General features: G+C 70.6%; 23 protein-coding genes. 11 read left to right on the top strand and 12 right to left on the bottom strand.

Translation table 11 applies throughout. From position 1 onward, the window contains the following. Positions 1-57: 57 nt before the first annotated feature. Positions 58-1,353, top strand: a complete 1,296-nt coding sequence (locus tag NYE39_RS02510; RefSeq protein ID WP_341011774.1) for a mechanosensitive ion channel — start codon at positions 58-60, stop codon at positions 1,351-1,353. A 99-nt stretch (positions 1,354-1,452) separates the two neighbouring features. On the opposite strand, the gene NYE39_RS02515 is transcribed toward NYE39_RS02510, so the two are convergent. Beyond that, positions 1,453-3,081, bottom strand: a complete 1,629-nt coding sequence (locus tag NYE39_RS02515; protein ID WP_341011775.1) for an AMP-binding protein — start codon at positions 3,079-3,081, stop codon at positions 1,453-1,455. Positions 3,082-3,156: 75 nt separating this feature from the next. Here NYE39_RS02515 and NYE39_RS02520 point away from each other — a divergent pair, with 75 nt between their 5' ends. Further along, on the top strand, positions 3,157-3,672 hold the full coding sequence (locus NYE39_RS02520) for a GNAT family N-acetyltransferase (RefSeq protein WP_341011776.1): 516 nt from the start codon (positions 3,157-3,159) through the stop codon (positions 3,670-3,672). 30 nt (positions 3,673-3,702) lie between these two features. On the opposite strand, the gene NYE39_RS02525 is transcribed toward NYE39_RS02520, so the two are convergent. From NYE39_RS02525 to NYE39_RS02545, 5 genes are all read right to left on the bottom strand, one after another. Next, the gene (locus NYE39_RS02525) at positions 3,703-4,905 is read right to left on the bottom strand and encodes an MFS transporter (protein WP_094078826.1); all 1,203 of its coding nucleotides are present in this window, start codon (positions 4,903-4,905) and stop codon (positions 3,703-3,705) included. 35 nt (positions 4,906-4,940) lie between these two features. Next, complete coding sequence (locus tag NYE39_RS02530) at positions 4,941-5,390, bottom strand: MarR family winged helix-turn-helix transcriptional regulator (RefSeq protein ID WP_192912150.1); 450 nt, start codon at positions 5,388-5,390, stop codon at positions 4,941-4,943. A 102-nt stretch (positions 5,391-5,492) separates the two neighbouring features. After that, complete coding sequence (gene betT, locus NYE39_RS02535; RefSeq protein WP_192912151.1) at positions 5,493-7,508, bottom strand: choline BCCT transporter BetT; 2,016 nt, start codon at positions 7,506-7,508, stop codon at positions 5,493-5,495. Continuing rightward, positions 7,505-9,265 (bottom strand): choline dehydrogenase, encoded by a 1,761-nt coding sequence (betA, locus tag NYE39_RS02540; protein WP_192912152.1) that lies wholly within the window; start codon positions 9,263-9,265, stop codon positions 7,505-7,507. The genes betT and betA overlap by 4 nt, the downstream gene beginning before the upstream one ends. Next, positions 9,262-10,770 (bottom strand): aldehyde dehydrogenase family protein, encoded by a 1,509-nt coding sequence (locus NYE39_RS02545; RefSeq protein ID WP_192912153.1) that lies wholly within the window; start codon positions 10,768-10,770, stop codon positions 9,262-9,264. Before NYE39_RS02545 ends, betA begins: the two co-directional genes overlap by 4 nt. Positions 10,771-10,861: 91 nt before the next feature. Here NYE39_RS02545 and NYE39_RS02550 point away from each other — a divergent pair, with 91 nt between their 5' ends. Then, a complete protein-coding gene (locus tag NYE39_RS02550; RefSeq protein WP_341011777.1) occupies positions 10,862-11,449 on the top strand; it encodes a TetR/AcrR family transcriptional regulator in 588 nt (195 codons plus the stop codon). Between the two features lie 81 nt (positions 11,450-11,530). Here NYE39_RS02550 and NYE39_RS02555 read toward each other — a convergent pair whose 3' ends face one another. Further along, positions 11,531-12,268, bottom strand: a complete 738-nt coding sequence (locus tag NYE39_RS02555) for a class I SAM-dependent DNA methyltransferase (protein WP_341011778.1) — start codon at positions 12,266-12,268, stop codon at positions 11,531-11,533. A gap of 113 nt (positions 12,269-12,381) precedes the next feature. Here NYE39_RS02555 and NYE39_RS02560 point away from each other — a divergent pair, with 113 nt between their 5' ends. Beyond that, the gene (locus NYE39_RS02560; protein WP_341011779.1) at positions 12,382-14,745 is read left to right on the top strand and encodes an excinuclease ABC subunit UvrA; all 2,364 of its coding nucleotides are present in this window, start codon (positions 12,382-12,384) and stop codon (positions 14,743-14,745) included. 13 nt (positions 14,746-14,758) lie between these two features. Here NYE39_RS02560 and NYE39_RS02565 read toward each other — a convergent pair whose 3' ends face one another. The 3 genes from NYE39_RS02565 to NYE39_RS02575 form a co-directional block, all read right to left on the bottom strand. Then, a complete protein-coding gene (locus tag NYE39_RS02565; RefSeq protein WP_341011780.1) occupies positions 14,759-15,676 on the bottom strand; it encodes an SDR family oxidoreductase in 918 nt (305 codons plus the stop codon). Between the two features lie 52 nt (positions 15,677-15,728). Then, positions 15,729-16,754, bottom strand: coding sequence for a TerC/Alx family metal homeostasis membrane protein (locus NYE39_RS02570; protein WP_341011781.1), 1,026 nt, complete (start codon positions 16,752-16,754; stop codon positions 15,729-15,731). A gap of 175 nt (positions 16,755-16,929) precedes the next feature. Continuing rightward, entirely contained in the window at positions 16,930-18,339 is a 1,410-nt protein-coding gene (locus NYE39_RS02575; RefSeq protein WP_341011782.1) for an FAD-binding oxidoreductase, read from the bottom strand. A gap of 171 nt (positions 18,340-18,510) precedes the next feature. Here NYE39_RS02575 and NYE39_RS02580 point away from each other — a divergent pair, with 171 nt between their 5' ends. From NYE39_RS02580 to NYE39_RS02610, 7 genes are all read left to right on the top strand, one after another. Further along, positions 18,511-18,840: a single-stranded DNA-binding protein gene (locus NYE39_RS02580; protein ID WP_341011783.1), complete on the top strand. Its 330-nt coding sequence runs from the start codon at positions 18,511-18,513 to the stop codon at positions 18,838-18,840. Between the two features lie 20 nt (positions 18,841-18,860). Continuing rightward, positions 18,861-19,070 (top strand): type II toxin-antitoxin system VapB family antitoxin, encoded by a 210-nt coding sequence (locus NYE39_RS02585; RefSeq protein WP_341011784.1) that lies wholly within the window; start codon positions 18,861-18,863, stop codon positions 19,068-19,070. Further along, positions 19,067-19,465: a type II toxin-antitoxin system VapC family toxin gene (gene vapC, locus NYE39_RS02590; RefSeq protein ID WP_341011785.1), complete on the top strand. Its 399-nt coding sequence runs from the start codon at positions 19,067-19,069 to the stop codon at positions 19,463-19,465. Before NYE39_RS02585 ends, vapC begins: the two co-directional genes overlap by 4 nt. 163 nt (positions 19,466-19,628) lie before the next feature. Continuing rightward, positions 19,629-20,549 (top strand): dihydrodipicolinate synthase family protein, encoded by a 921-nt coding sequence (locus NYE39_RS02595; RefSeq protein ID WP_341011786.1) that lies wholly within the window; start codon positions 19,629-19,631, stop codon positions 20,547-20,549. Next, complete coding sequence (locus tag NYE39_RS02600) at positions 20,546-21,070, top strand: putative immunity protein (protein ID WP_341011787.1); 525 nt, start codon at positions 20,546-20,548, stop codon at positions 21,068-21,070. The genes NYE39_RS02595 and NYE39_RS02600 overlap by 4 nt, the downstream gene beginning before the upstream one ends. Positions 21,071-21,154: 84 nt before the next feature. Next, the gene (locus NYE39_RS02605; protein ID WP_084451938.1) at positions 21,155-21,400 is read left to right on the top strand and encodes a hypothetical protein; all 246 of its coding nucleotides are present in this window, start codon (positions 21,155-21,157) and stop codon (positions 21,398-21,400) included. A 197-nt stretch (positions 21,401-21,597) separates the two neighbouring features. Continuing rightward, positions 21,598-21,939 (top strand): hypothetical protein, encoded by a 342-nt coding sequence (locus NYE39_RS02610; RefSeq protein ID WP_341011788.1) that lies wholly within the window; start codon positions 21,598-21,600, stop codon positions 21,937-21,939. Positions 21,940-22,098: 159 nt separating this feature from the next. Here the strand turns inward: NYE39_RS02610 and NYE39_RS02615 are convergent, their stop codons facing one another. Then, positions 22,099-23,172 carry an FUSC family protein gene (locus NYE39_RS02615; RefSeq protein WP_341011789.1) on the bottom strand — a complete coding sequence of 358 codons (1,074 nt, stop codon included), beginning with the start codon at positions 23,170-23,172 and terminating at the stop codon, positions 22,099-22,101. 27 nt (positions 23,173-23,199) lie between these two features. Continuing rightward, the gene (locus NYE39_RS02620; RefSeq protein ID WP_341011790.1) at positions 23,200-23,586 is read right to left on the bottom strand and encodes a VOC family protein; all 387 of its coding nucleotides are present in this window, start codon (positions 23,584-23,586) and stop codon (positions 23,200-23,202) included. Between the last annotated feature and the right edge of the window lie 236 nt (positions 23,587-23,822).

Raw genomic sequence — 23,822 nt, forward strand, 5'->3', positions numbered from 1 at the left:
GGTCAGTACGGTCGAAGGGCAATACACCTGAATGTCACGACAATCTGGGAGGACATCATGGATTCCGGCTTCTTCGACGGGGTCGATTGGCCAGGACTGATCGGCAAGGCGCTGGCCGCCGTGGCGATCCTCGTCATCACATGGCTCGTCGCAATGATCGTCAAGTCGCTCTTCACCAAGCTCTCCAGCAAGATCCCGGCGCTGCAGCGGGCGGGTGCCGACGGCGCCTCCGTCGGCACGACCCTCGGCTCCATAGGGTCGCTCGTCGTGTGGATGCTCGGCCTCGTCGCCATCCTGCAGGTCCTCGGTCTGAGCCAGGTGCTCACGCCGATCCAGGGCATGGCCGACGGGGTCCTGGGTTTCCTGCCCAACCTCATCGGTGCCGGCGTCGTCTTCTTCGTCGGTGCGTTGCTGGCCAAGGTCGTGCGTCAACTGGTGCAGACGGCGCTCTCCGCGCTGCCCTTCGACCGCTGGCTGAAGAAGGCCGGTTCGACGACGAGCTCGCTCCCCGGCGCGCCGCAGGTCTCGCCGGCCGGCCCGCCGCCCCCGCCGCCGGGGCAGCCGGCTCCGCCGCAGCAGCAGACCCAGCAGTTCCAGCAGTCCGGTGGGCAGAGGCCCGCGGCGTCGATCCCGCGCACCCTGGCCACGGTCGTCTACGCGCTGATCATGATCGTCGTGACCATCGCCTCGCTGCAGATCCTGGGTATCGAGTCGATCTCCCGTCCGGCCGAGCAGATGCTCCAGTCGATCTTCGACGCCGTCCCCGTGATCATCGCCGCCGGCATCATGCTGGCCCTGGGCATCTTCATCGCCCGCTTCGCCGGTGACATCGTCGAGCAGGTTCTCGACGGCGTCGGCCTCGACCGCCAGATCGCCGAGCTCGACGTCCTGCCGGCCGAGACCAAGGTCGTGCCGGTCGTCGCCAAGATCGTCCAGATCGCGATCGTGCTCTTCTTCGCGGTCATGGCGGCCCAGCTGCTCGACTTCCCGCAGATCACTGCCTTCCTCAGCGAGGTCCTCGGCCTCGGTGGCAAGGTGATCTTCGGTGCGGCGATCATCGCGGCCGGTCTCTTCATCGCCAACCTCCTGGCGAAGCTGCTCACCGGCGTCAGCGCGACGATCGTCAAGTACGCGACGATCGTGCTCTTCGTCGCGATGGGCCTGAAGTACATGGGCATCGCCGACTCGATCATCGAGCTCGGCTTCGGTGCGCTCGTCGTCGGTGGCGCCGCGGCCGCGGCCCTGGCCTTCGGCCTCGGTGGTCGCGACGCGGCGGCCCGCACGCTCGACAAGCTCTCGGCCAAGGCCGAGGCGCAGTCGGGCCCCACCTCGTCGGGTGACCAGCAGGTCTGACCTCCCGACCCATGACGAAGGCGGTGCCCTGAGGAGGCGCGCCAGCGCCGTCTCGAAGGGTGGTACCCCGGTGACCGGGGTGCCACCCTTCGTCGTCGCTCAGTCCTGCAGGAGCTGGCGCGCCTGCTCGCGCATCTCGACCTTGCGCACCTTGCCGGTCACGGTCATGGGGAAGGCGTCGGTGACGTGCACGTAGCGCGGGATCTTGTAGTGCGCGAGCTTGCCGGTGGCGAACTCGCGCACCTCGTCGGCCGTGAGGGACTCGGCACCCTCCCTGAGCACGACCCAGGCCATGAGCTCCTCGCCGTAGCGCTCGTCGGGTACGCCGATGACCTGCACGTCGGCGATGGACGGGTGCGTGTAGAGGAACTCCTCGACCTCGCGGGGGTAGACGTTCTCGCCGCCGCGGATGACGAGGTCCTTGATCCGCCCGACGATCTCGACGTAGCCGTGCTCGTCCATCGTCGCGAGGTCGCCGGTGTGCATCCACCGGGCGGCGTCGATGGCCTCGGCGGTCTTGTCCGGCTGCTCCCAGTAGCCGAGCATGACGCTGTAACCGCGGGTGCACAGCTCGCCGGTCTCGCCGCGCGGGAGGGTCACGCCGGTCACCGGGTCGACCACCTTGGACTCGATGTGCGGCATGGACCGACCCACGGTCTCGGTGCGGCGGGCCAGGTCGTCGTCGACGCGGGTCATCGTCGAGACCGGGGAGGTCTCGGTCATGCCGTAGCTGATCGCCACCTCGGCCATGTTCATCTCGGCGACGACCCGCTTCATCACCTCGACGGGGCAGGTCGATCCGGCCATGATCCCGGTGCGCAGGGTCGACAGGTCGTAGTCGGCGAAGTCCGCGAGGCCGAGCTCGGCGATGAACATCGTCGGGACGCCGTAGAGCGAGGTGCACCGCTCGTCGACGACCGCCTGGAGGGTGGCAGCAGGCTCGAAGGACGGCGCCGGGATGACCATGCACGCGCCGTGCGAGGTCGCCGCGAGGTTGCCCATGACCATGCCGAAGCAGTGGTAGAAGGGCACCGGGATGCAGATCCGGTCGGCCTCGGTGTAGCGGATCAGCTCACCGACGAAGTAGCCGTTGTTGAGGATGTTGTGGTGGCTGAGCGTCGCGCCCTTGGGGAAGCCGGTCGTGCCCGAGGTGTACTGGATGTTGATCGGGTCGTCGGGGGTGAGGGTCACGCCACGCTCGGTGATGGCCTCGTCGGGGACCGTGGCCCCGTCGGCCACGAGCTCCTGCCACGACGGGTCCCCGATGTAGACCACGTCGCGCAGGTCCGGCACCTCACCGTGCACCTCCTCGACCATGGCGCGGTAGTCGGAGGTCTTGTGCTGCTGGGCGCTCACGAGCATCCGCAGGCCGGACTGCTGGGCCACATAGGTCAGCTCGTGGGCCCGGTAGGCGGGGTTGATGTTGACGAGGATCGCGCCGACGCGCGCCGTGGCGTACTGGAGCAGTGTCCACTCGGCGCAGTTGGGCGCCCAGATCCCGATCCGGTCGCCGGCGGAGACGCCCTTCGCCAGCAGGCCCTTGGCGAGGGCGTCGACGTCGGCGAGCAGCTCCCGGTAGGTCCAGCGCCGCTCGCTCGGGACGTCGACGAGGGCCTCGCGGTCACCGTGCCGCGCCACGGTCCTGGCGAGGTTGTCGCCGATCGTGTCCCCGAGCAGGGGCGTGTCCGAGGTGCCGGACGAGTACGAAGGGAGTGCGGGCTGGGCCATGCGTCGAACCTCCTGCGGTCGCGTCGTTGCGATACCGGAGCAGCCTGCCACGACCGGGCTTGCGATGCTGTCGACGTGACGAGCCACGACCTGAGCATCCGACCCGCGACCGACGACGACTGGCCGCAGATCTTCCCCTTCTGGTCGCGCATCGTGGCCGAGGGCAGGACCTACGCCTACCCGCCCGACCTGTCGTCGGACGGGGCGCGCTGCCTGTGGATGGAGCCGGCCCCCGGCCGCACGGTCGTCGCAGAGGTCGGTGGCCGTGTGGCCGGCTCGGCCAAGATGGGCCCCAACCGCCCGGGTCGTGGGTCGCACATCGCGACCGGGTCCTTCATGGTCGACCCGGACGCTGGCGTCAGGGGAGTGGGCCGGGCGCTCGGCGAGCACGTCATCGGGTGGGCGCGCGACGAGGGCTACGCCGGGATCCAGTTCAACGCCGTCGTGGAGACCAACGATCGTGCGGTGGGGCTGTGGCGCTCCCTGGGCTTCGACGTCATCGGGACCGTGCCGGGGGCCTTCGACCACCCGGAGCACGGTCCCGTCGGACTGCACGTGATGTTCCTCGACCTGCGCGACGACGCCCGCTGACGCGGTCTGGACCGTTCTCGACGACTCTGCTCAGTCGGCGTCGCCGACCAGCACCGCCTCGCCCTCGGCGGGGCTGTGCACGGGCGGGGTCTCCTCGCCCCGCAGGAAGCGCGAGCCGTAGGTGAAGATCGCGACGCCCACGAGCACGGCGACGGTGCCCATCCAGAAGGGGGCGCTGAGGCCGACCTCTTCGCCCAGCCGGCCGGCCGCCCACGGGGCCACGGCACCTCCGGAGAAGCGAACGAAGGAGTAGGCCGACGAGGCGACCGGGCGCTCGACCGGCGCCGAGCCCATGACGGCCTCGGTGATGAGGGTGTTGTTGACCCCGAGGAAGGCGCCGGCGAGGACGACCCCGACGACGAGCGCGGCCTTGGAGTCGACGAGGAGCGCCATCATCGCCAGGTCGAGGGCGAAGAGCGTCAGGGCCCCGATGATCGAGGGGATCGTGCCGAAGCGCCGCTGCAGCCACGGGGCGGTCTTGACCGACGTGATCGCGAGCAGCAGCCCCCAGCCGAAGAAGACCCAGCCGACCTGCGAGGCGCTCATGTCGAGCGGGAAGGGGGTGAAGGCCAGCAGGGTGAAGAAGCCCATGTTGTAGAAGAGCGCGGTGAGCGCCACGGTGAGCAGCCCCGGGTGGCGCAGGGCCTTGAGCGGTGCCGCGAGCGAGGTCTTGGTGCCGGACGGGGGAGTGGCCGGCAGGAGGACGGACGTGACGACCACGGCGACGACCATGAGGACCGCGACGCCGAAGAAGGGCGCCCGCCAGGAGAGCGAGCCGAGCTGGCCGCCGACGATCGGGCCGACGGCGATGCCCAGGCCCAGCGCGGCCTCGAAGAAGATCACGGCCTGGCCGACGCTGCCGGCCGAGGCGACGACGATCGTCGACAGCGCGGTCGCGACGAAGAGCGCATTGCCCAGACCCCAGCCGGCACGGAAGCCGACGATGGCGCCGATGCTGTCGGACATGCCGGCGAGCGCGGAGAAGACGATGATGAGCGCCAGCCCGGTGATGAGGGTGCGCTTGGCGCCGATGCGCGAGGAGATGAAGCCGGCGACGAGCATCGCGACGCCCATGATCGCCATGTAGCTCGTGAAGAGCAGCGAGGTCTCGCTGGGCGATGCGCCCAGCTCGTCGGCGATCGGCTTGAGGATCGGGTCGACGAGGCCGATGCCCATGAACGCGATGACGCACGCGAAGGCCACGGCCCACACGGCGCGCGGTTGCCGCCACATCGACGGGGTGGACTCGGCGGGTGCTGATGGGGCTGTCACTGCTGACCTTCCTGCTGGGACGAGCTGGCCTCCATGACCGCGCGCAGCACCGTGACGGCGGTCGCGAGGTCCTCGGGGGTCAGGGTGGGGTGCTCCCGGATGACCCGGGAGACGGTGGCGGCGCTGCGTTCGCGGACGACGGCGAGCGCGCGGCGTCCGGGGGTGGTGAGGGTGACCCTCGTGGCGCGGGCATCGGCCGGGTCGGGCTCCTTGGTCACCCAGCCACGCTCGACGAGTGTCGCGACGGCTCCGGACATCGTCGGCTGCGAGGTGCGGTCGAGCTCAGCCAGTCGTCCGATGCCGGTGGGCCCGTGCTCGTCGACGAGCGAGAGCACCCGGATCCCGGCGGGCGGGGTGTGGTGGATGTGCTGGCGGGAGGCGCGGACGAGACGGGCGGCGTAGGTGACGAGGTCGCTCGCGGTCTGGTCGATGGAGTCGTCGGGCACGTCCCGTCACGTTACATAGGGAGCCTATGTAACGCAATCGGGCAGACGGGAGGGCCGCGACACCGGGTGGTGTCGCGGCCCTCCCGTGGCGAGCGGCTCCGTCTAGACCTGGTCGGCGAGGACCCCCGCGGCGGACCAACGCTCGAGGTGGTCGAGCACGTCGTGGCAGACCTCCTCGCGGTCGTAGGCGAAGACGTCGTAGCCACCACCGGTCGGCAGGGCGACCTCGAGACGCGCCGTGCGGTCGTCGGCCTCGATCATCCGGGCGCCGTAGCTGGGCGCCGCCACCTGGCGCACCTGCACGGACCAGGCGAAGGGAGCGGCCCCCTCACCGACGACGAGCCGGGCGGACCCCGGCCGGTGGGGACCGCCGTCGTGCACCTCGACGGTGGCGGCCCTCCCTTCGTCGGTCATCGCGTCGGCGACCTCCTGCAGGGCCGGGACGACGACGCTCGCCAGGCGCTGGTTGGCGCGCTTGAGGCTCACGGTGCCGAAGGTGTTGGCGACCCGGCGACGCCACGACCCCTGGTGCGCCCCCTCGCGACCGACGAGGTGCGAGGCGAGCGAGAGGCGGGCGGCCGTCGTCTGGGTGCGCTCGGCCTCGAGCGCCCGGTGCAGGCCGATCATCACCAGGACCATGACGATCGCGAAGGGCAGTCCCATGACGATCGTCGCGTACTGCAGCGCCACGATGCCGCCGACGACGAGCATGGCGATCGTCAGCACGCCGGTGGCACCGGCCCACAGGATCCGCAGCCACGGGCGGGCGTCGGTCTCGCTGTCCGGCAGCTCCGAGCTGAGGTTGGCCATGACGAGGGCGCCGGAGTCGGCGGAGGTGACGTAGAAGAGCAACCCGACGAAGGTCGACAGACCGACGAGGAAGAGCGCCCCGGGGTACTGCTGGAGGAGGGCGTAGAAGCCCTGCTCCGGCTGGTTCGTCGCCATCTCGCCGAAGGCCGCGTCGCCGTCGGCGATCTGCTTGACCGCGCTGTTGCCGAAGATCGAGACCCACATGACGATGTAGCTGAAGGGGATCGTCAGCGTGCCGAGCATGAACTGCCCGATCGTGCGGCCCTTGGAGATGCGCGCGAGGAACATCCCGACGAAGGACGCCCAGGCGATCCACCAGGCCCAGAAGAAGAGGGTCCACAGCGACATCCACTCGGTCGGGTGGTCGTAGGCCATCGTGTCCAGGGTCATCCCGGGGAACATCGAGACGAAGTCACCGACGTTCATCGTGATGGCGCGCAGCAGGAAGGCGGTCTCGCCGGTGACGAGGATCCACAACGCGAGCAGGATCGCGAGCAGGACGTTGAGCTGGCTGAGCAGCCGGATGCCGCGGTCGACGCCGGTGGTCGCCGACACGGTCGCGGTGACGACGGCGAGGACGACGAGACCGATCTGGGCGGGGATGCCCTGCGGCACGTCGAACATCACGCCGAGGCCGACGTTGAGCATGACGACGCCGATGCCGAGCGAGGTCGCGACGCCGAAGATCGTCCCGAGCACGGTCGCGATGTCGACGACGTCGCCGATGGGTCCGCGCACCCGCTTGCCGACGAGCGGGTAGAGCGCAGAGCGCACGGCGAGGGGCAGCTTCTTGCGGTGCGCGAAGTAGCCCAGCGCGACACCCATGAGCGCATACATGCCCCAGCCGGTGATGCCGTAGTGGAAGAGCGTCCACACCGTGGCCTCGCGGGCCGCGTCGACGGTCTCGCCCTGACCCTGCGGGGGAGCGAGGTACTGGCTCGCGGGCTCGGCCACGGCGAAGAACATCACGTCGGTGCCGATGCCGGCCGCGAAGAGCATCGAGGCCCACGCGAAGGTCGAGTACTCAGGACGGTCGTCGTCGTCGCCGAGGCGGATCCGGCGGTAGCGCATGCCGACGTAGACGACGAAGACGAGGATCGCGGTGGCCAGCAGGATGTAGAACCAGCCGAACCAGTTGGAGATCCATCCCACGACGCTGCCGAGGGTGGCCTCGGCGTTGGTCGGGGCGATGAGGGCCCAGGCGGCGACGACGACCGTCGCGACGACGGAGACGACGAGGACCGACTTCTTGGCACGGGGTTGCGTCACCCGGTCCCGTGTCAGCTCGGGGTCGATGACCGTGCTCATCGGGCGTCCCCCTTCGGCTGGGCATCACGCACTGCCGCCAGGGCGCTGGGGATCTCGGTGCGCGCATCCCAGGCGTCGTTGCGCGGGTCGCCCTGCGGGTAGAGGGGCATGCCCTGCTTGGCGCGGTAGACCGGCGGGTGCTCCGCCGCGAGCGGCGTGTTGCCGGCGATGAGGTCGGCGGCCTTCTCCGCGACCATCATCACGGGGGCGTAGATGTTGCCGTTGGTGATGGTCGGGAAGACGGAGGCGTCGACGACGCGCAGCCCCTGCGTCCCGTGGACCCGCATCGACCCGGGGTCGACGACCGCCATCTCGTCGGTGCCCATCTTGGCCGAGCACGACGGGTGCAGCGCCGTCTCGGCGTCCTTGGCGACCCAGTCGATGATCTCCTGGTCGGTCTGCACGTCCGGCCCGGGCGAGATCTCGCCACCGTCGAAGGGGGCGAAGGCCGGCTGCGAGAGGATGTGCCGCGCGGCGCGCACGACCTCGACCCACTCGCGACGGTCACGCTCGGTCGACAGGTAGTTGAAGAGGATGGCCGGCTTGGTCCGCGGGTCGGCGTTCTTGATGTGGACGTGGCCGCGCACGTCGGAGTTCATCGGCCCGATGTGCACCTGGTAGCCGTGCTTGCCCTCGGCCGCCGTGCCGTCGTAGCGCACGGCGATCGGCAGGAAGTGGAACATGAGGTTGGGGTAGGCCACCTCGTCGTTGGTGCGGATGAAGCCGCCGCCCTCGAAGTGGTTGGAGGCGCCGACGCCGCGGTTGAGGAAGAGCCACTCGGCGCCGATGTAGGGCGCCTTCCACTTCTTCAGCCACGGCGAGATCGACACCGGCTGCAGGCTCGTGTGCTGCAGGTAGACCTCGAGGTGGTCCTGCAGGTTCTCGCCGACACCGGGCAGCTCGACGCGGGTCTGCACACCCGCGGCGCCGAGCACGTCGGGGTTGCCGACACCGGAGAGCTGGAGCAGCTGCGGAGAGTTGAAGGCGCCACCGCAGAGGATGACCTCGCCGGCGTCGACCGAGTGCCGGCTGCGGCCGCCGCGCACGAAGTCCACGCCGGTGACGCGGGTGCCCTGCCAGCGCAGCCCGGTGACCATGGCCAGCGTCGTGACGTCGAGGTTCTTGCGATCACGGACCGGCCGCAGGTAGGAGCGCGAGGCCGACATCCGGCTGCCCTTGTAGACATTGCGGTCGAAGGGGGCGAAGCCCTCCTGGCGGTAGCCGTTGACGTCGTCGGTCCGGGCGAAGCCGGCCTGGGTCGTCGCCTCGAAGAAGGCCTGGAAGAGGGGCGAGTCGGCCGGGCCGCGCTCGAGCTTGAGCGGGCCGGCTCCGCCGCGCCACGCGTCGGCGCCGGCGATCGTCGTCTCCATGCGCTTGAAGTAGGGCAGGCAGTGGGCGTAGTCCCACGCCGCCATCCCGTCGAAGGAGGCCCAGGTGTCGAAGTCACCGGGGTTGCCGCGCTGGAAGATCATGCCGTTGATGCTCGAGCTGCCGCCGAGCACCTTGCCGCGGGCGTGCGGGACCCGGCGGCCGCCCATGTGCGGCTCGGGCTCGGTCTCGTAGGCCCAGTCGTAGAGCGGGTTGCCCGAGGGGAACATCAGCGCGGCGGGCATGTGGATCAGCGGGTCGGCGAGGAAGTCTGCGCGGCCGGCCTCGAGGACGAGGACGCTCGTCCCCTCGTCGGCGCTCAGGCGGTTGGCCAAGGCGGATCCGGCGGACCCACCTCCGACGATGACGTAGTCGTAGCGATCTCTCATGCGTCCTCTCCCTCGGTCGTGGCGTCGTCGAACCACCCGGCGCGCGCCGGGCGTGTGTTGTGCCAGATGTGCTTGGTCTCCAGGTATTCGTGCAGGCCGGCCAGGCCGAGCTCGCGGCCGATGCCGGACTGCTTCATGCCGCCCCACTCCGCCGCTGGGACGTAGGGGTGGAAGTCGTTGATCCAGATGGTCCCGTGGCGCAGTCGGCGGGCGACGCGCTCGGCGCGCCCGGCGTCCTGGGTCCACACCGCGCCGGCCAGGCCGTAGATCGTGTCGTTGGCGATCGCGACCGCGGCGTCCTCCGCGGCTTCGCGGCTGTCGCCGGCGAAGGTCTCGACGGTCAGGACCGGCCCGAAGGACTCGTCCTGGACGCACGTCATGTCGCTCGTGCACCCGTCCAGGATCGTCGGCGGGTAGTAACTGCCGACCGCGAGGTCGCCACCGGGGCGCTCGCCGCCGCAGCGCAGCACCGCGCCCTCGGCCAGAGCCGCGGCGACGTAGGCCTCGACCTTGTCCCGGTGGGCGTCGCTGATGAGCGGGCCGGTCTCGGCGCGCTCGTCGAAGGGGCCGCCGAGACGGATCGCCCGGGCGCGGCGGACGAGCTCGTCGACGACCTCGTCGTGCACCGACTCCTCGACGACGAGACGCGAGCCCGCGGAGCAGACCTGGCCCGAGTCGAGGAAGATCGCGGTGAGCGCGTTGTCGACCGCGGCGTCGAGGTCGGCGTCGGCGAAGATGACGTTGGGGTTCTTGCCGCCGAGCTCGAGGGCGATCTTCTTCACGGTCGGGGCCGCCGCGGCCATGATCGTGCGGCCGGTGAGCAGGCCACCGGTGAAGGAGACGAGGTCGACCTCGGGGGCCTCGGTCATCGCAGCGCCCACGGTGGCACCGGGCCCGAGCACGAGGTTGGCGACGCCGTCGGGCAGACCGAGCTCGGCGAGGGTGCGCACGAGCCAGATCGAGGTGTGGGGCGTCAGCTCGCTCGGCTTGAGGACGAAGGTGTTGCCCGCGGCCAGAGCCGGAGCGACCTTCCACGCCGTCTGCAGCAGCGGGAAGTTCCACGGGGTGATGAGGGAGCAGACACCGACGGGCTCGCTCACGACCCGGGAGGAGACGTCCGGCATCCCCGGGTCCACGACGCGCCCGGCCTCGGCCTGGGCCAGCCCGGCGAAGTGCCGGAAGACCGCGACGATGTCGTGCATGTCGATGCGCGTCTCGACCATCCGCTTGCCGGTGTCGAGGGCCTCGAAGCGGGCGACCTCCTCGAGCTCGCTCTCGAGTCGGTCGGCGAGGCGGTGCAGGAGGGCGGCGCGCTCGGGCGCCGGCGTGCTCGGCCAGGGGCCGGAGTCGAAGGCCTCCCGGGCGGCGCGGACGGCCTCGAGGGCGTCCGCGGCACCCCCTTCGTCGACCGTCGCGACGACGGATCGGTCGGCGGGGCAGGTGATCTCACGGGTCTCTCCGGACGCGGCGGTCCGCCACTGCCCGTTGATGTGCAAGGTCGTCATCGGTGGCTCCCTGTCGGTGGCGTGGGTCGGCACCGACCGTAACGCACGTTTCAGTTCTGTGTGAAACGCGCGTTACGGTTAGGCTGGCGGCATGGCCACCACGGAGCGCCGACGTCCGGCGCGGGAGCGGCTGCTCACCGCAGCCGACGAGCTGATGTTCGTCGAGGGTGTCGTCCTGACGCCCGTCGACGTCATCCTGCGTCGTGCCGGCGCCTCGCCCGCGACGCTCTACGCCAACTTCGGCAACAAGGACGGGCTCATCGCCGCCGCTCTCGAGCGTCGGCTCGCGGAGTGGACCGAGGTCTGGGACGCGGCGATCGCGGCCGCGCAGACGCCCACCGACCGACTCCTGGCGATCTTCCCGGCGCTGCGCACCTACCAGCGTGAGCGGCTCGACGAGCGGTGGTGCGCCTTCAGCGGGACGGCCGCCGCCACGGGCAAACCGGCAGCGGCCGTGGCCGAGATGCTTACAGCCGAGGACACGCTGCTGCACGAGCGGATCGAGTCGCTCTCCGCCGAGGTCGTGCCGGGGGAGCGTGGGGTGCGGCTGGCCGACGAGGTCGTCGTCGCCTACCTCGGCGCCATCACCGGCATGCTGCGCGGCGACCAGGAGCGTGCCATCGCGGCCGGCGAGCGCACCGCCGCCCACCTCGTCGAGGTCGCCCTCGCCGAGGCCTGACGCTCAGGAGTGGGTGTCGTTGCTCCCGTGTGCGGCACGAGGAGGTCCGGCGAGGACGGCCCGGACATGCTGCCCCCCTCATCATGGGCGGCGCCACACGCTGACATGGGACTCGCTGTCGGGGCTGAAGGGGGTCCCGCTCCAGTCCTCGTGGCGGCTCTCGAGCTCGAGCCCAGCGAGGCGGGCCATGAGGTCGAGCTCGCTGGGCCAGACGTAGCGGTAGTTGTGGGTGCCCCGGCGGTAGCCGCCGTCGGGCCGCTGGGTCAGGTGGTGCGAGGTCGCCTGCTGGGTCACCGGGTCGAAGGTGTCGAACCCGACGTGGCCCTCGGACACGTCGAAGGGGACCGCCACCTGGCCCGGGACGAGCCGCCGCAGGGGAGGGACGCCGACCTCCACGACGAACCGGCCTCCGGGGGATAGGTGACGTGCGGCGTTGCAGAAGCACTCGACCTGCTCGTCCTGCGTCCGCAGGTTGCCGATGGTGTTGAAGACGAGGAAGACCACGGTGAACTCCCCGTCGACGCGCACCGTCGCCATGTCACCGACGACCACCGGCAGCTCCTCCGCAGAGACCTTTGTCCGCAGCACGTCGACCATCGGGGCGGACAGCTCGATCCCGGTGACCGGGACCCCCTTCGCCAGCAGGGGGACTGCGACACGTCCGGTGCCGATCGCGAGCTCGAGCACGGGCCCTCCGCCCGCGAGCTCGGCGAGCGCGTCCACCACGGGATCCAGCACCTCCGGCGCGGACATGACGGTACCCGCCGGGTCGTCGTAGCGCTGCGCCTGCTCGGCGGTCCACACGTCGCTGCTCGTCATCGCACCAGCACAGCAGGGCGAGGTCGCGGGCCGCCACCGGATTTTGACGACGTCGTCGGGACGATCTGGTTGGATCACAGGTGGCCCACCCACTCCCTTCGTCTGGAGCTCGCATGCCGCACGCCGCCGACAGCCACGACCTCATCCGGGTGCAGGGAGCGAGGGAAAACAACCTCAAGGACGTGAGCGTCGACCTGCCCAAGCGGCGCCTCACGGTCTTCACCGGCGTGTCGGGCTCGGGCAAGAGCTCGCTCGTCTTCGGGACCATCGCCTCCGAGTCGCGACGGCTCATCGACGAGACCTACAGCGCCTTCCTCCAAGGCTTCATGCCCTCGCTGGCGCGGCCCGACGTCGACCACCTCGAGGGGCTGACGACGGCGATCATCGTCGACCAGGAGCGCATGGGGGCCAACCCGCGCTCGACCGTCGGCACGGCGACCGACGCCAACGCCATGCTGCGCATCCTCTACTCGCGCCTCGGCCAGCCTCACGTCGGCCCGCCGACGGCCTTCTCCTTCAACGTCCCCACGCGCAAGGCGAGCGGGTCGATGACGACGGACAAGGGCACCCACACCGAGCGCAAGACGGTCAAGCAGGCGGTCTACCTCGGCGGCATGTGCCCGCGCTGCGAGGGCATGGGACAGGTGAGCGACATCGACCTCACGGCCCTCTACGACGACACCAAGACGCTCGAGGACGGCGCGCTGACCGTCCCCGGCTACTCGATGGACGGCTGGTACGGCCGCCTCTTCGCCGGCATGGGGCTGCCGATGGACAAGCCGATCAAGGACTTCACCAAGAAGCAGCTCGAGACGATGCTGTGGAGCGAACCGACGAAGATCAAGGTCGAGGGCGTCAACCTCACCTTCGAGGGGATCATCCCCAAGATCCAGAAGTCGATGCTCAGCAAGGACCCGGAGGCCATGCAGGCGCACGTGCGCCGCTTCGTCGAGCGGGCGGTGACCTTCCAGACCTGCCCCGAGTGCGAGGGCACCCGCCTGACGCCGGAGGCGCGTGCGTCGAAGATCAACGGCAAGAGCATCGCCGACCTGTGCTCGATGCAGATCAACGACCTGGCGGCCTGGGTGCGTGAGCTCGACGAGCCCGGCTTCGAGCCGCTGCTCGCCGGCCTGCAGCACCTGCTCGACTCCTTCACCGAGATCGGTCTGGGCTACCTCTCCCTCGACCGTCCCGCCGGCACCCTGTCCGGGGGAGAGGCGCAGCGGGCGAAGATGATCCGCCACCTCGGGTCTTCGCTCACCGACGTCACCTATGTCTTCGACGAGCCGACGATCGGCCTGCACCCCCACGACATCGACCGGATGAACGATCTGCTCCTGCGCCTGCGCGACAAGGGCAACACCGTGCTCGTCGTCGAGCACAAGCCGGAGACGATCGCGATCGCCGACCACGCCGTCGACCTCGGTCCCATGGCCGGGTCGAAGGGGGGCGAGATCGTCTTCGAGGGGAGCGTCGAGGAGCTGCGGGCCAGCGACACCCTCACCGGGCGCCACCTCGACCACCGGGTCTCGCTCAAGAACGAGGTCCGCTCCGCCACAGGGGCGCTCGAGATCCGGGGAGCCAGCACGCACAACCTCCAGGACGTCGACGTCGACATCCCGACCGGGGTCCTCGTCGCCGTGACGGGCGTCGCCGGGTCGGGCAAGAGCTCGCTCGTCCACTCCGGTCTCGACCACCGCGACGAGGTCGTCGTCGTCGACCAGTCGGCGATCAAGGGCTCGCGGCGGAGCAACCCCGCGACCTACACCGGGCTGCTGGAGCCGGTGCGCAAGGCCTTCGCCAAGGCCAACGGCGTCAAGCCGGCGCTCTTCAGCTCCAACTCCGAGGGCGCCTGCCCGACGTGCAACGGCGCGGGCGTGATCTTCACCGAGCTCGGGGTCATGGCCACGGTCGAGTCGCCGTGCGAGGACTGCGAGGGGCGCCGCTTCCAGGAGGCCGTGCTCGAGTACGAGCTCGCCGGCAAGAACATCGCCGACGTCCTCGAGATGTCGATGAGCGAGGCGGAGGCCTTCTTCGCCAAGGAGGGCCCGGCCGCCCTGCCGGCCGCGCACAAGATCCTCACCCGTCTCGTCGACGTGGGTTTGGGCTATCTCACCCTCGGCCAGCCGCTCACGGCGCTGTCCGGCGGCGAACGTCAGCGCCTCAAGCTCGCCGTGCACATGGGGCACAAGGGCGAGGTCTACGTCCTCGACGAGCCGACGACCGGCCTGCACCTTGCCGACGTCGACAACCTGCTGGCCCTGCTCGACCGCCTCGTCGACTCCGGCAAGTCGGTGGTCGTCATCGAGCACCACCAGGCCGTCATGGCCCACGCCGACTGGATCATCGACCTCGGGCCCGGTGCCGGTCACGACGGTGGCCGGGTCGTCTTCGAGGGCACACCTGCCGATCTCGTGGCGAAGGGGGAGACCCTCACCGCAACGCACCTTGCGGCCTACGTGGGTCACGAGAGTTAGGACCGCCTCACCTTCAGCGCCGGCCGAGCCGCCGGCGGCCCTGCTGCTGCTTGCGCATCCGACGCTGGGTCCGCTCGCCCTGCCGGACGACGAAGGGGGTCAGGGCCAGCCCGATCGCCGGGAAGAGGTCGCCGAACCGGACCACGGCCCCTCGCCACCCGGGCAGGGCGGTGACGAGCCGCGGCTCGTCGAGGACCTTGCCCACCGCGGTCACCACCTCATGGGGCTGGAGGAGCCTGCCGGAGAAGGAGAGCGCGGCACCGGGGTCGTCGAGCCGGTCGTGGAGCATCGGGGTCCAGATGCCGTCGGGGCAGATGCACGAGATGTGCACGTCCTTGACCTTCGCCGCGCGCAGGTCGGCCATGGTGCTCAGGCTGAACCCCATGACCGCGTGCTTCGAGGCGGCGTAGACCCCCTCGCCGGGCACCGCGGTCAGGCCGGCGAGCGAGGCGATGTTGATGATCTGTCCGCCACCGCTGGCCCGCATCGACTCGATGGCGGCCAGGGTGCCGTTCATCGTCCCGATCGCGTTGACCTCGAGCATCAGCCGGCGCTGCTGCGCGTCGTGCTCCCACGCGGGCCCGGTGAAGAGCACGCCGGCATTGTTGACCCAGACGTCCAGACGACCGGCGATGGCGATGATCTGGTCGCGCGCGGCCCGCACGGCCGCGTCGTCACGCACGTCGAGGGTGAGGGCCGTGGCCCGCTCGCCGAGCTCGCTCGCTAGCTGCTGCGCTGCAGCGTGGTCGCGGTCGGTGACGAGCACGTGGTGGCCGCGCTCGACGAGCATGGTGGCGATCTGGCGGCCGAGACCGCGCCCGGCCCCGGTGACCACCGCCCCGGCCGGCCAGCGATGGCCCGTGGCGGGGGCGGTGTTGACGGGCTGGGTGTCGCTCGCGCGGGGGCTCTTGCGGTGGTTGGCAGGGGTCACAGCGGCAGTCTCCCGCACCGGGGCCACCGGTGCGGGAGATCAGCCGCGACGCTCAGACGTCGACCCTCTCGTGGTCGTCGTCGCGGAGGTCCGCCTGCGTGGCGTCCGTCCGGTCGAGCGAGCGCATCCGCCACAGCGACGCGACCACGGCCACGACCATCGACACGAGGATGACCACGAGCGAGTGCCAGGTCTCGATGTGCGGCACCCACGTGATCGGCTCGCCGCCGTTGATCCAGCTCACCTCGTTGGCCTCCATGGCGTGCAGGACGAGCTTGACGCCGATGAACCCGAGGATCGCGGCGATGCCGTAGTGGAGGTAGACGAGGCGCTCGAGCAGCCCGCCGAGGAGGAAGTACAGCTGGCGCAGACCCATGAGCGCGAAGATGTTGCACGCGAAGACCAGGAAGGGGTCGGTGGTCACCGAGAAGATCGCCGGGATCGAGTCGATGGCGAAGACGAGGTCGACGGTGCCCAGCGCAAGGATCACCAGGACGAAGGGGGTGAAGAAGCGCACCCCGTCCTTGCGCACGACGGCCTTGGCCCCGTGCCACTCGTCGGTGAAGTTCAGGCGGCGCTTGAGGGTGCGGATGACGAGGTTGTCGGGGGCGCCCCCTTCGTCGTCGTGGCCGAAGGCCTGCTTCCAGGCGACGTACACGAGATAGGCGCCGAAGAGGTAGAAGACCCAGGCGAAGGACTCGATGACCTGCACGCCGACGAGGATGAAGATGCCCCGCAGGACGATGGCGATGAGGATGCCGATCATCAGCACCCGCTGCTGGAGCGCGTGCGGCACCGCGAAGCTGCCCAGCAGGATGATGAAGACGAAGAGGTTGTCGATCGAGAGCGAGTACTCGAGCAGCCAACCGGTGAGGAACTCGCCGGAGCGTTGGGTGTCGCCCATGGCGAAGAGCACGCCGGCGAAGACCAGGGCGAGTGAGACGTAGACGGCGACCCAGGCGCTCGATTCTTTCATCGACGGCACGTGGGGGCGCTTGATGACGAGGAGCAGGTCGAGGATCAGGATCGCGCTGAGCACGGTCAGCGAGGCGATCTCGAAGATCTGGTAGGCGGACACGGAAGAACCCTTCGGGGTGGGGGACGGCGGACAACTCCGCGAACGTCTCTCCCGCGCTGTGTGCGCCTCCACGACCGGGAGCCGAGGCTCCGTAGTGACGATCGTGGCGTGTCGGGATACTCCCCTTCGCTAGTCGGAGTCTACGGAGACGGCCCCTGACGGAGAAATCGTGGGCTCAGAGGATGACCGCGTCGGGGTCGTAGGTGCCGCAGACCCGTGCGTGCCGCGTCGCATTGGTCGAGAGGAGCTCGCGCTGCGTTCGCCCCGCTTCGAGGTAGCCCAGGTAGCCCCCGGAGCTGCGCGTGCCCATGAGGTCGTGGGCGTGGGCGAGCCACGATCGGGCACGTGAGTACTGCGTCGACCCGGCGTACGAGGACATGCCGACATACCACTGGACGCTCGCGGTGTGACCACGCCAGGGGAAGGGGGTGTCCGTCGCCTCGGGCGTGCGGACTGCCCCGTCGAGGGGGTCGAGGATCGCCGAGGCAGCCAGGCCCCGAGAGGCTGCCGATCGCATGGCGGAGACGACGGCCTCGGCCGTGCCGCTCGTCATGACCCGCACGATGTCGGAGCCGGCGACGAAGCGCGTGCGGGGCGTCGTCGACCCGCCGCCGAGGTAGCGGATGGCGTCGAGGTGGGCACGTGACGTCGTGCTCGTGCGTGTCGGGGTGATGCCGATGGCGCGGCGAAGGGAGAGCGCCCGGGAATCCTGCCGTCCGGCGGGGCAGACGCCGAAGACCCGCACGGACAGCGACGACCCGGCGGTGTCGACGTGTGCATTGGCCCAGGTGTCGCTCGGCTGCTCGGCGACCCACTCCGCCCACCGGCGCACCACGGTGGCGGCCGACGACGCGGGGAAGCTCAGCGAGAAGAAGCCCATCGAGGTCGCCGGGATGGTCCGGTAGGTGAAGGACGTGACGAGGGCCGCGCCGGAGCCGCCGCCGCGCAGCGCCCAGTAGAGGTCCGCGTCGTGGGAGGCGTCGACGGTGCGGATCCGACCGCGGCCGTCGACGACGGTGGCACGGACGAGGCGGTCCGCGGTCAGGCCGTAGCGCCGGCTGTCGACGCCGAGTCCGCCGGCCAGGGTGAGCCCGGCGGTGCCGACCGTGGGGCAGGTGCCAGTGGGGATCGAGCGCCCTTGTGCGGCAAGGGCCTCGTGGACGGAGTAGAGGCCGGCGCCCGCCCCGACGGTCGTCTGGGTCCGGCCCGGTGTGAGGTCGACCGAACGCAGGCTGCGGGTGTCGACGACGAGGGCGCCGGTCGTGGCCGAGGCACCGACGTAGGAGTGGCCCCCGGAGCGGCCGGTGACCCGCAGCCCGTGGTCACGGGCGAAGCCCACGCAGGTGGCGACGTCGCGGGTGGACAGCACCCGGGCCACGGCGGCTGGACGCCGGAAGTCCCAGTGCGGGTCGAAGAGCGGGGCGCGGCTGCGGTAGGCCGAGGTGCCCGGCAGGGACACGCTCCCGCGCAGGGCGGCAGACAGGTCGGCCCAGTCCCCGGGGCTCGGTCCGGCCGACGCTCCCTGAGCGGCGACGAGGGGGAGCGCGGCCCCCGCGCCGAGGACGGTACGGCGTGTGATCTCCATGCCTCGTCAGACGTGTGGGCACGCCACGTGGTTGTCGTCGTCATCCCTTCGTGACCTGCGCTCGTCCCCACACGACGACGCACGTCGGTGCCCGTCCACAGGTCCGGGTGCCACACCTCGGTCGGCCGCTCGCTGGGCCACGGTGGACGGACACACGACGAGGGGAGTGCCATGAGCGGGTCGACGACCGAGGCGATCGAGGAGACCAACGAGGTCGCGCTGACCGGGCGGCTGAGTGGTGAGGCGAGCATCCGCGAGCTGCCGAGCGAGGACGAGCTGGTGACGTGGCGGGTCGTCGTCGCGCGGGGAGAGGGCGAGCCGGTCGACACGATCGACCTGGCCTGCTGGACCGCCGGCACCCGTCGGGCCGCGCGGCGGCTGGCCGACGGTGATCGCGTCCGGGTCGAAGGGAGCCTGCGGCGCCGCTTCTTCCGCACCCCGGCCGGGGCGGCCAGCCGCTACGAGGTCGAGGTCCGGCGGCTGGTCAGGGACCGTAGATGATCGAGGTGTATCCTTGGTGTATGGGTCGCACCAACATCGAGATCGACGACGACCTCATCGCCGAGGCCATGCGTCGCTACGGTCTGGCGACCAAGCGTGAGGCGGTCGACTTCGCCCTGCGACGTCTCGTGGGGCCGGTCATGACCCGCGAGGAGATGCTGGCGATGGAGGGCAGCGGCTGGGAGGGCGACCTCGATCAGCTGAGGGCCGACCCGGTGGAGCCGGTGTGACGCTCGTCGACTCGTCCGTCTGGGTCGACTTCCTGCGCGGGACCGAGGGGCCGCCCACCCGATACGTGCGTGAGCACCTCGGGGGAGACCTGCACACGACCGAGCCCGTACTCCTGGAGGTGCTGGCCGGTGCTCGTGCCGGGGGGGCGACGGCTCGCCTCGAGCGACTGCTCCTCAGCCAGTCCTGGGTGCGACTCGACGCTGCGCTCGACTACCGCGGTGCCGTGGACGTCTTCCACGCATGCCGTGCCGACGGCCACCCGATCCGGTCGATCAACGATTGCCTCATCGCTGCCGTGGCTCTGCGGGTCGGTCTTCCGGTGGCCCATCGCGACGCCGACTTCGAGCGCATCGCAGCAGTCACCGGCCTCACCGTCGTCGACCTGCGCGGCTGACAGAGACCCTGCCAAGGGCTCACGCAGCGGGGGAGTGGCATGCGGTGAGCCACTGGTGTGCGGCGGCGGGTGGCAGCTCGGCGAGCCGGGTCAGCGCCCATGACAGTCCTGCCATCCGGGCCGTGCTGTCGCCGTGGGTGGATCCCGATGGTGGACTGGGGGCATGACCACGTCCCAGCTCCTCACCGGGCTGAGCGCCTTCCCGCTCACGCCGATCGCCGACGACGCCGTCGACGAGCGGGCCTTCGTCCGGGTCGTCGAGCGCCTCGCCACGGCGGGCGTCGACAGCATCACGGCCCTCGGCTCGACCGGCAGCTATGCCTACCTCGACCGTGACGAGCGCCGCCGGGCCGTCGAGCTCGCGGTGGCCGCGGCCGGTGAGGTCCCCGTCCTCGCGGGCATCGGTCACGTGCGCACGCGCGAGGTGCTGCGCCACGCCGACGACGCGCAGGCCGCCGGTGCCGCCGCGCTGCTGCTCGCGCCGGTCACCTATCAGGCCCTGACCGACGACGAGGTCCTCACGCTCTTCGCCGACGTCTCGTCGGCCGTCTCGGTGCCCGTCGTCGTCTACGACAACCCCGGCACGACCCACGTGAGCTTCAGCGACGAGCTGCACGCGCGGATCAGCCGGCTGCCGCGCGTCGCAGCGATCAAGATCCCGCCGGTCACCGGGGGAGTGGGCGTAGTCAAGGCGAGGGTGAGCTCCCTTCGCTCCGCCGTCGCGCCCGGGGTGGCCATCGGCATCAGTGGCGACGCGGCGGCTGTAGATGCGCTCGTCGCGGGCTGCGATGCCTGGTACAGCGTGCTGGCCGGCACGCTGCCGGGGCCGTGCCGCGCGATCGTCGACGCGACGTCCGCCGGTGACGCGCAGGAGGCCCAGAGGATCTCGGGGCAGCTCGATCCGCTGTGGCGGCTGTTCGGTGCCCACGGCAGCTATCGGGTCGTCGCCGCGCTCGCCGAGGAGCTCGGGGCCGTGGCCCACCCCTGCCTGCCTCGACCCGTCCTGCCCCTCGACGAAGGGGGCCGCACCGACGTGCGCGCGGCGCTCGCCATCCTTCGTGAGGAAGGGCTGGTCGAGCAGTGATCCTGCCCCCGGTCCGTGACCCGCGGATGATCACGGTCCGTCGTGGCGGGACCCTCATGGACGACCACCACCAGCTGCTCGCGCGCTGGGCCGCCGACTGCGCCGAGCACGTCCTGACGCTCTTCGAGGACGTGGCGCCCGAGGACCGTCGGCCACGTGAGGCGATCGAGGCAGCCAGGGCCTGGGCGAGGGGCGAGATGCCGATGATGACCGCTCGGGCTCTCGGGGGCCATGCCATGGGGGCGGCGCGACCGCTCACGGGGGCCGCGCGTTTCGCCGCCTACGCCGCCGGGCAGGCGGCCTGTGTCGGCCATGTCGCCGAGCACGACCTCGGGGCCGCCGCCTATGCGATCAAGGCGGTCGTGGCCGACGCGCCCCGGGGTGGGGGAGAGGAGACCCGGCTGGCCGAGTGCTCGTGGCAGCGCCAGCGACTCCCCGACGCGGTCCGCGATCTGGTGCTCGACGACATGACGCGGCGCAACGACATCTGCTGGTCGGTCTTCGACGTGGACGCTGCCTGACGCCCACGACGTCCCTGCCGTCGGTTGCGCGGTGTCGTGCGTGACGGGCAGGAGGGGCGGCGGTACCGTGGTCGAGGAAGGGATGTGATCCAGATGACACCCGAGATCCACGACCTCGGCTCCGACGTCGAGACGCGTCTGAGCGAGGTGGCCCGCAGCCACGGACGCACGATGGAGGCCGAAGCTGCCGGCATCCTCACCGCCATCAGTCAGGGTCGGACCCACGACCCGGAGGCCGTCATGAACCTCTTCACGGCGGCGCGACGCAAGGTCTCCAAGGAGGCGCTGGCCCCGCCGACGCAGGTCGACTTCACGCCCGACGGCTACTGATTCCCTTGGTGCATTCCTTCGACGACCTGGTGGCCGAAGCAGTTGCCGCTGACGTCACGGGATGGGGGTTCGACTGGCTCGACGGCCGGGCGACCGAGGAGCGCCCGACGTAGAGTTATGTCAGATCGCTCGAGGCTGCACTCGCCGCCTCGGACTCGGCCCTCGACATCGACACCGGCCGGGGAGAGGTGATCGACGTGGCCGGCGACCTCCCTTCGTGGATGGTCGTCACCGAGGCTCGGCCGCCCAATGCGCTCCGGGCGCGTGATCGTTTGGGGCCGCGTGGTGCCGTGGTGGTCGGCGCGAGGACCGACGCATTGCCCTTCGAGGAGCGCTCCTTCGACCTGGTGACCTCCGACACGGCCCGACGGGGGCGACACCCGGACGTCGAGTCGGCCCAGGCCCGCGCCGCCGGGCTTGTCGTCGAGGACCTGCGTACGGCACGTCTGCGCATGGAGTTCTTCGACATCGGGGCGATCGTGCGGATCCTGCGCAAGCTGCGTCTGGTGAGGCCCGGACTTCACGGTCGAGCGCCATGAGGCCATGCTGCGCCGGCTGGATGCTCGGCTACGTCAGGGGCAGACCATGGTGGCGCCCTCGAGCCGGCACCTCGTCGTGGCGCGTCGCCCCTGAGCTACGCCTCGGGAGCATTGCCACTGCCAGATGTGTTGAACGCCGATAATCCACATTATGTCAGTTCAGTCGGAGCTGCTCGAGTGGCCCTGCCCCCCACGACCGTCGGCGCCCAGCTCGTGCCGGATGCGCCGCAGGTCCTCCATGAGCGAACCCACGAGCACCCACCGCATCCCCTGCGGTGCACTCGTGTCGAGCGGCTCGGTCAGCGCGGGCTGGGTGTCGTCCAGCGCGTCCGGCGACGTCCGCGGCACGGCCAGGCGCAGCTTCAGCCGGGTGTCGTGCGCGGCCCGCCGCAGCTCCTCGGAGATGCCGACGACCAGGGGTTCCTCCCGGACGCCCTCGTCGTAGTGGTCGACGTAGGCCCGGGTCATCCCCCGCACCTGGGTACCGACCTTGTTGAGCATGTCGAGCGTGTCGCGCAGCGCTTCGAGCTCTCCGCGGTAGCGAGCGGCGCGCGGGTTGAGCAGCAGCGAGTCCTCCGCCGCGTCGATGGCCTCCGTCGCCTTGTCGCGAAGGGGGTGCAGCCGCCGGGCGTCGTGGAGCAGGAGCAGGCGACCAGGTCGCGTCTTGCGGGAGACGAGCGCATCGGCCAGACGTTCGAGGGCTTCTGCCGTCTCCTCCCCCAGCAGATCGAGCGCCGTACGCGCCGGCGCCAGCGCGACCGGAGGGACGAGCAGCAGGTGCACGACGATGCCGATGACAGCACCGATCATCGTCTCGACGATGCGGATCGTGGCGTAGTCCGGTGTCGATGCTCCGAGGGTGAGCACGAGCAGTGCGGTGATCGCGATCTGGATCCCCGATCCGCTCGTCAGCCGCAGCGCCCACGACAGCACGAGTGCCGCGCTCACCGCGAGCAGCACCACCCACGACGATGTCCCGAGCACGACCCCCATGCCGGTCGCCAGGAAGACCCCGGCCACCACGCCGACGCTGCGCTCGACCCCCTTCGTCAGGGACTGGTTGAGACTCGGCTGCACGACGAGCATCGCGGCGATCGCGCCGAAGACCGGCGGCGGACCGTCGGTGATCAGCAGGTCGCAGACGATCCAGGCGACGATGGTCGCCAGGGCGGTCTTGGCGACCTGCAGGAGTGGGTCGCGTGCGGAGGCGCGCACGGCCGCGGTCAGGCGCATGGCCTCACCGTAGGCGGTCGGTGCGGGTCATCCGCGCTTGGCCACGAGCTCGACGAGCGTGCCGGCCGGGTCCAGCACGACGGCATTGCGGTTGTCGTTGCCGGTGTCGTGCGGCTCGGTGTGGCCGACGACGCCTCGGGACGTGAGGTCCCGGTAGGTCGCGTCGACGTCGTCCACCCAGAAGACGAGGTTCATCGCCGGGCTGCCGACCTGTGCCTCGAGACCGTGCACCCGTCGTGCCGCCTCGGCGCTGCTGATCGCGAGGACGAAGCCGTCCGCGGCGAGCTCCACGTGCTCGGGCACGCCCTCGGTCGGTGTGCCGAAGGTTTCCGTGACCCCCAGGCGCCCGACGTAGAACTCGAGCGCCTCGAGGACGTCGCGGGTGAAGACGTTGACGAGGCCCGAGGTGATCACGAGTTCACGCTAGCGCCGCGGCGCGCGCTCAGCGCGTCGTCGGGGCGATGGAGAACTCGTTGCCCTCGGGATCGGCGAGCACGACGTGCCCCTCCTCCGGGAGCTGCCCGACGTCGACATGCGAGGGCCCCGGCACCAGTGCCCGCGCAAGGTCGAGTCCTGTTCTGCCGCAGTCGCGCTCGTGAGATCGACGTGGGCTCTGCCCAAGCCTCGATGCACGTCGGGCCGTCGACGGA

This window comes from Janibacter sp. FSL W8-0316 (genome assembly GCF_038004165.1).
GTDB lineage: Bacteria > Actinomycetota > Actinomycetes > Actinomycetales > Dermatophilaceae > Janibacter > Janibacter indicus.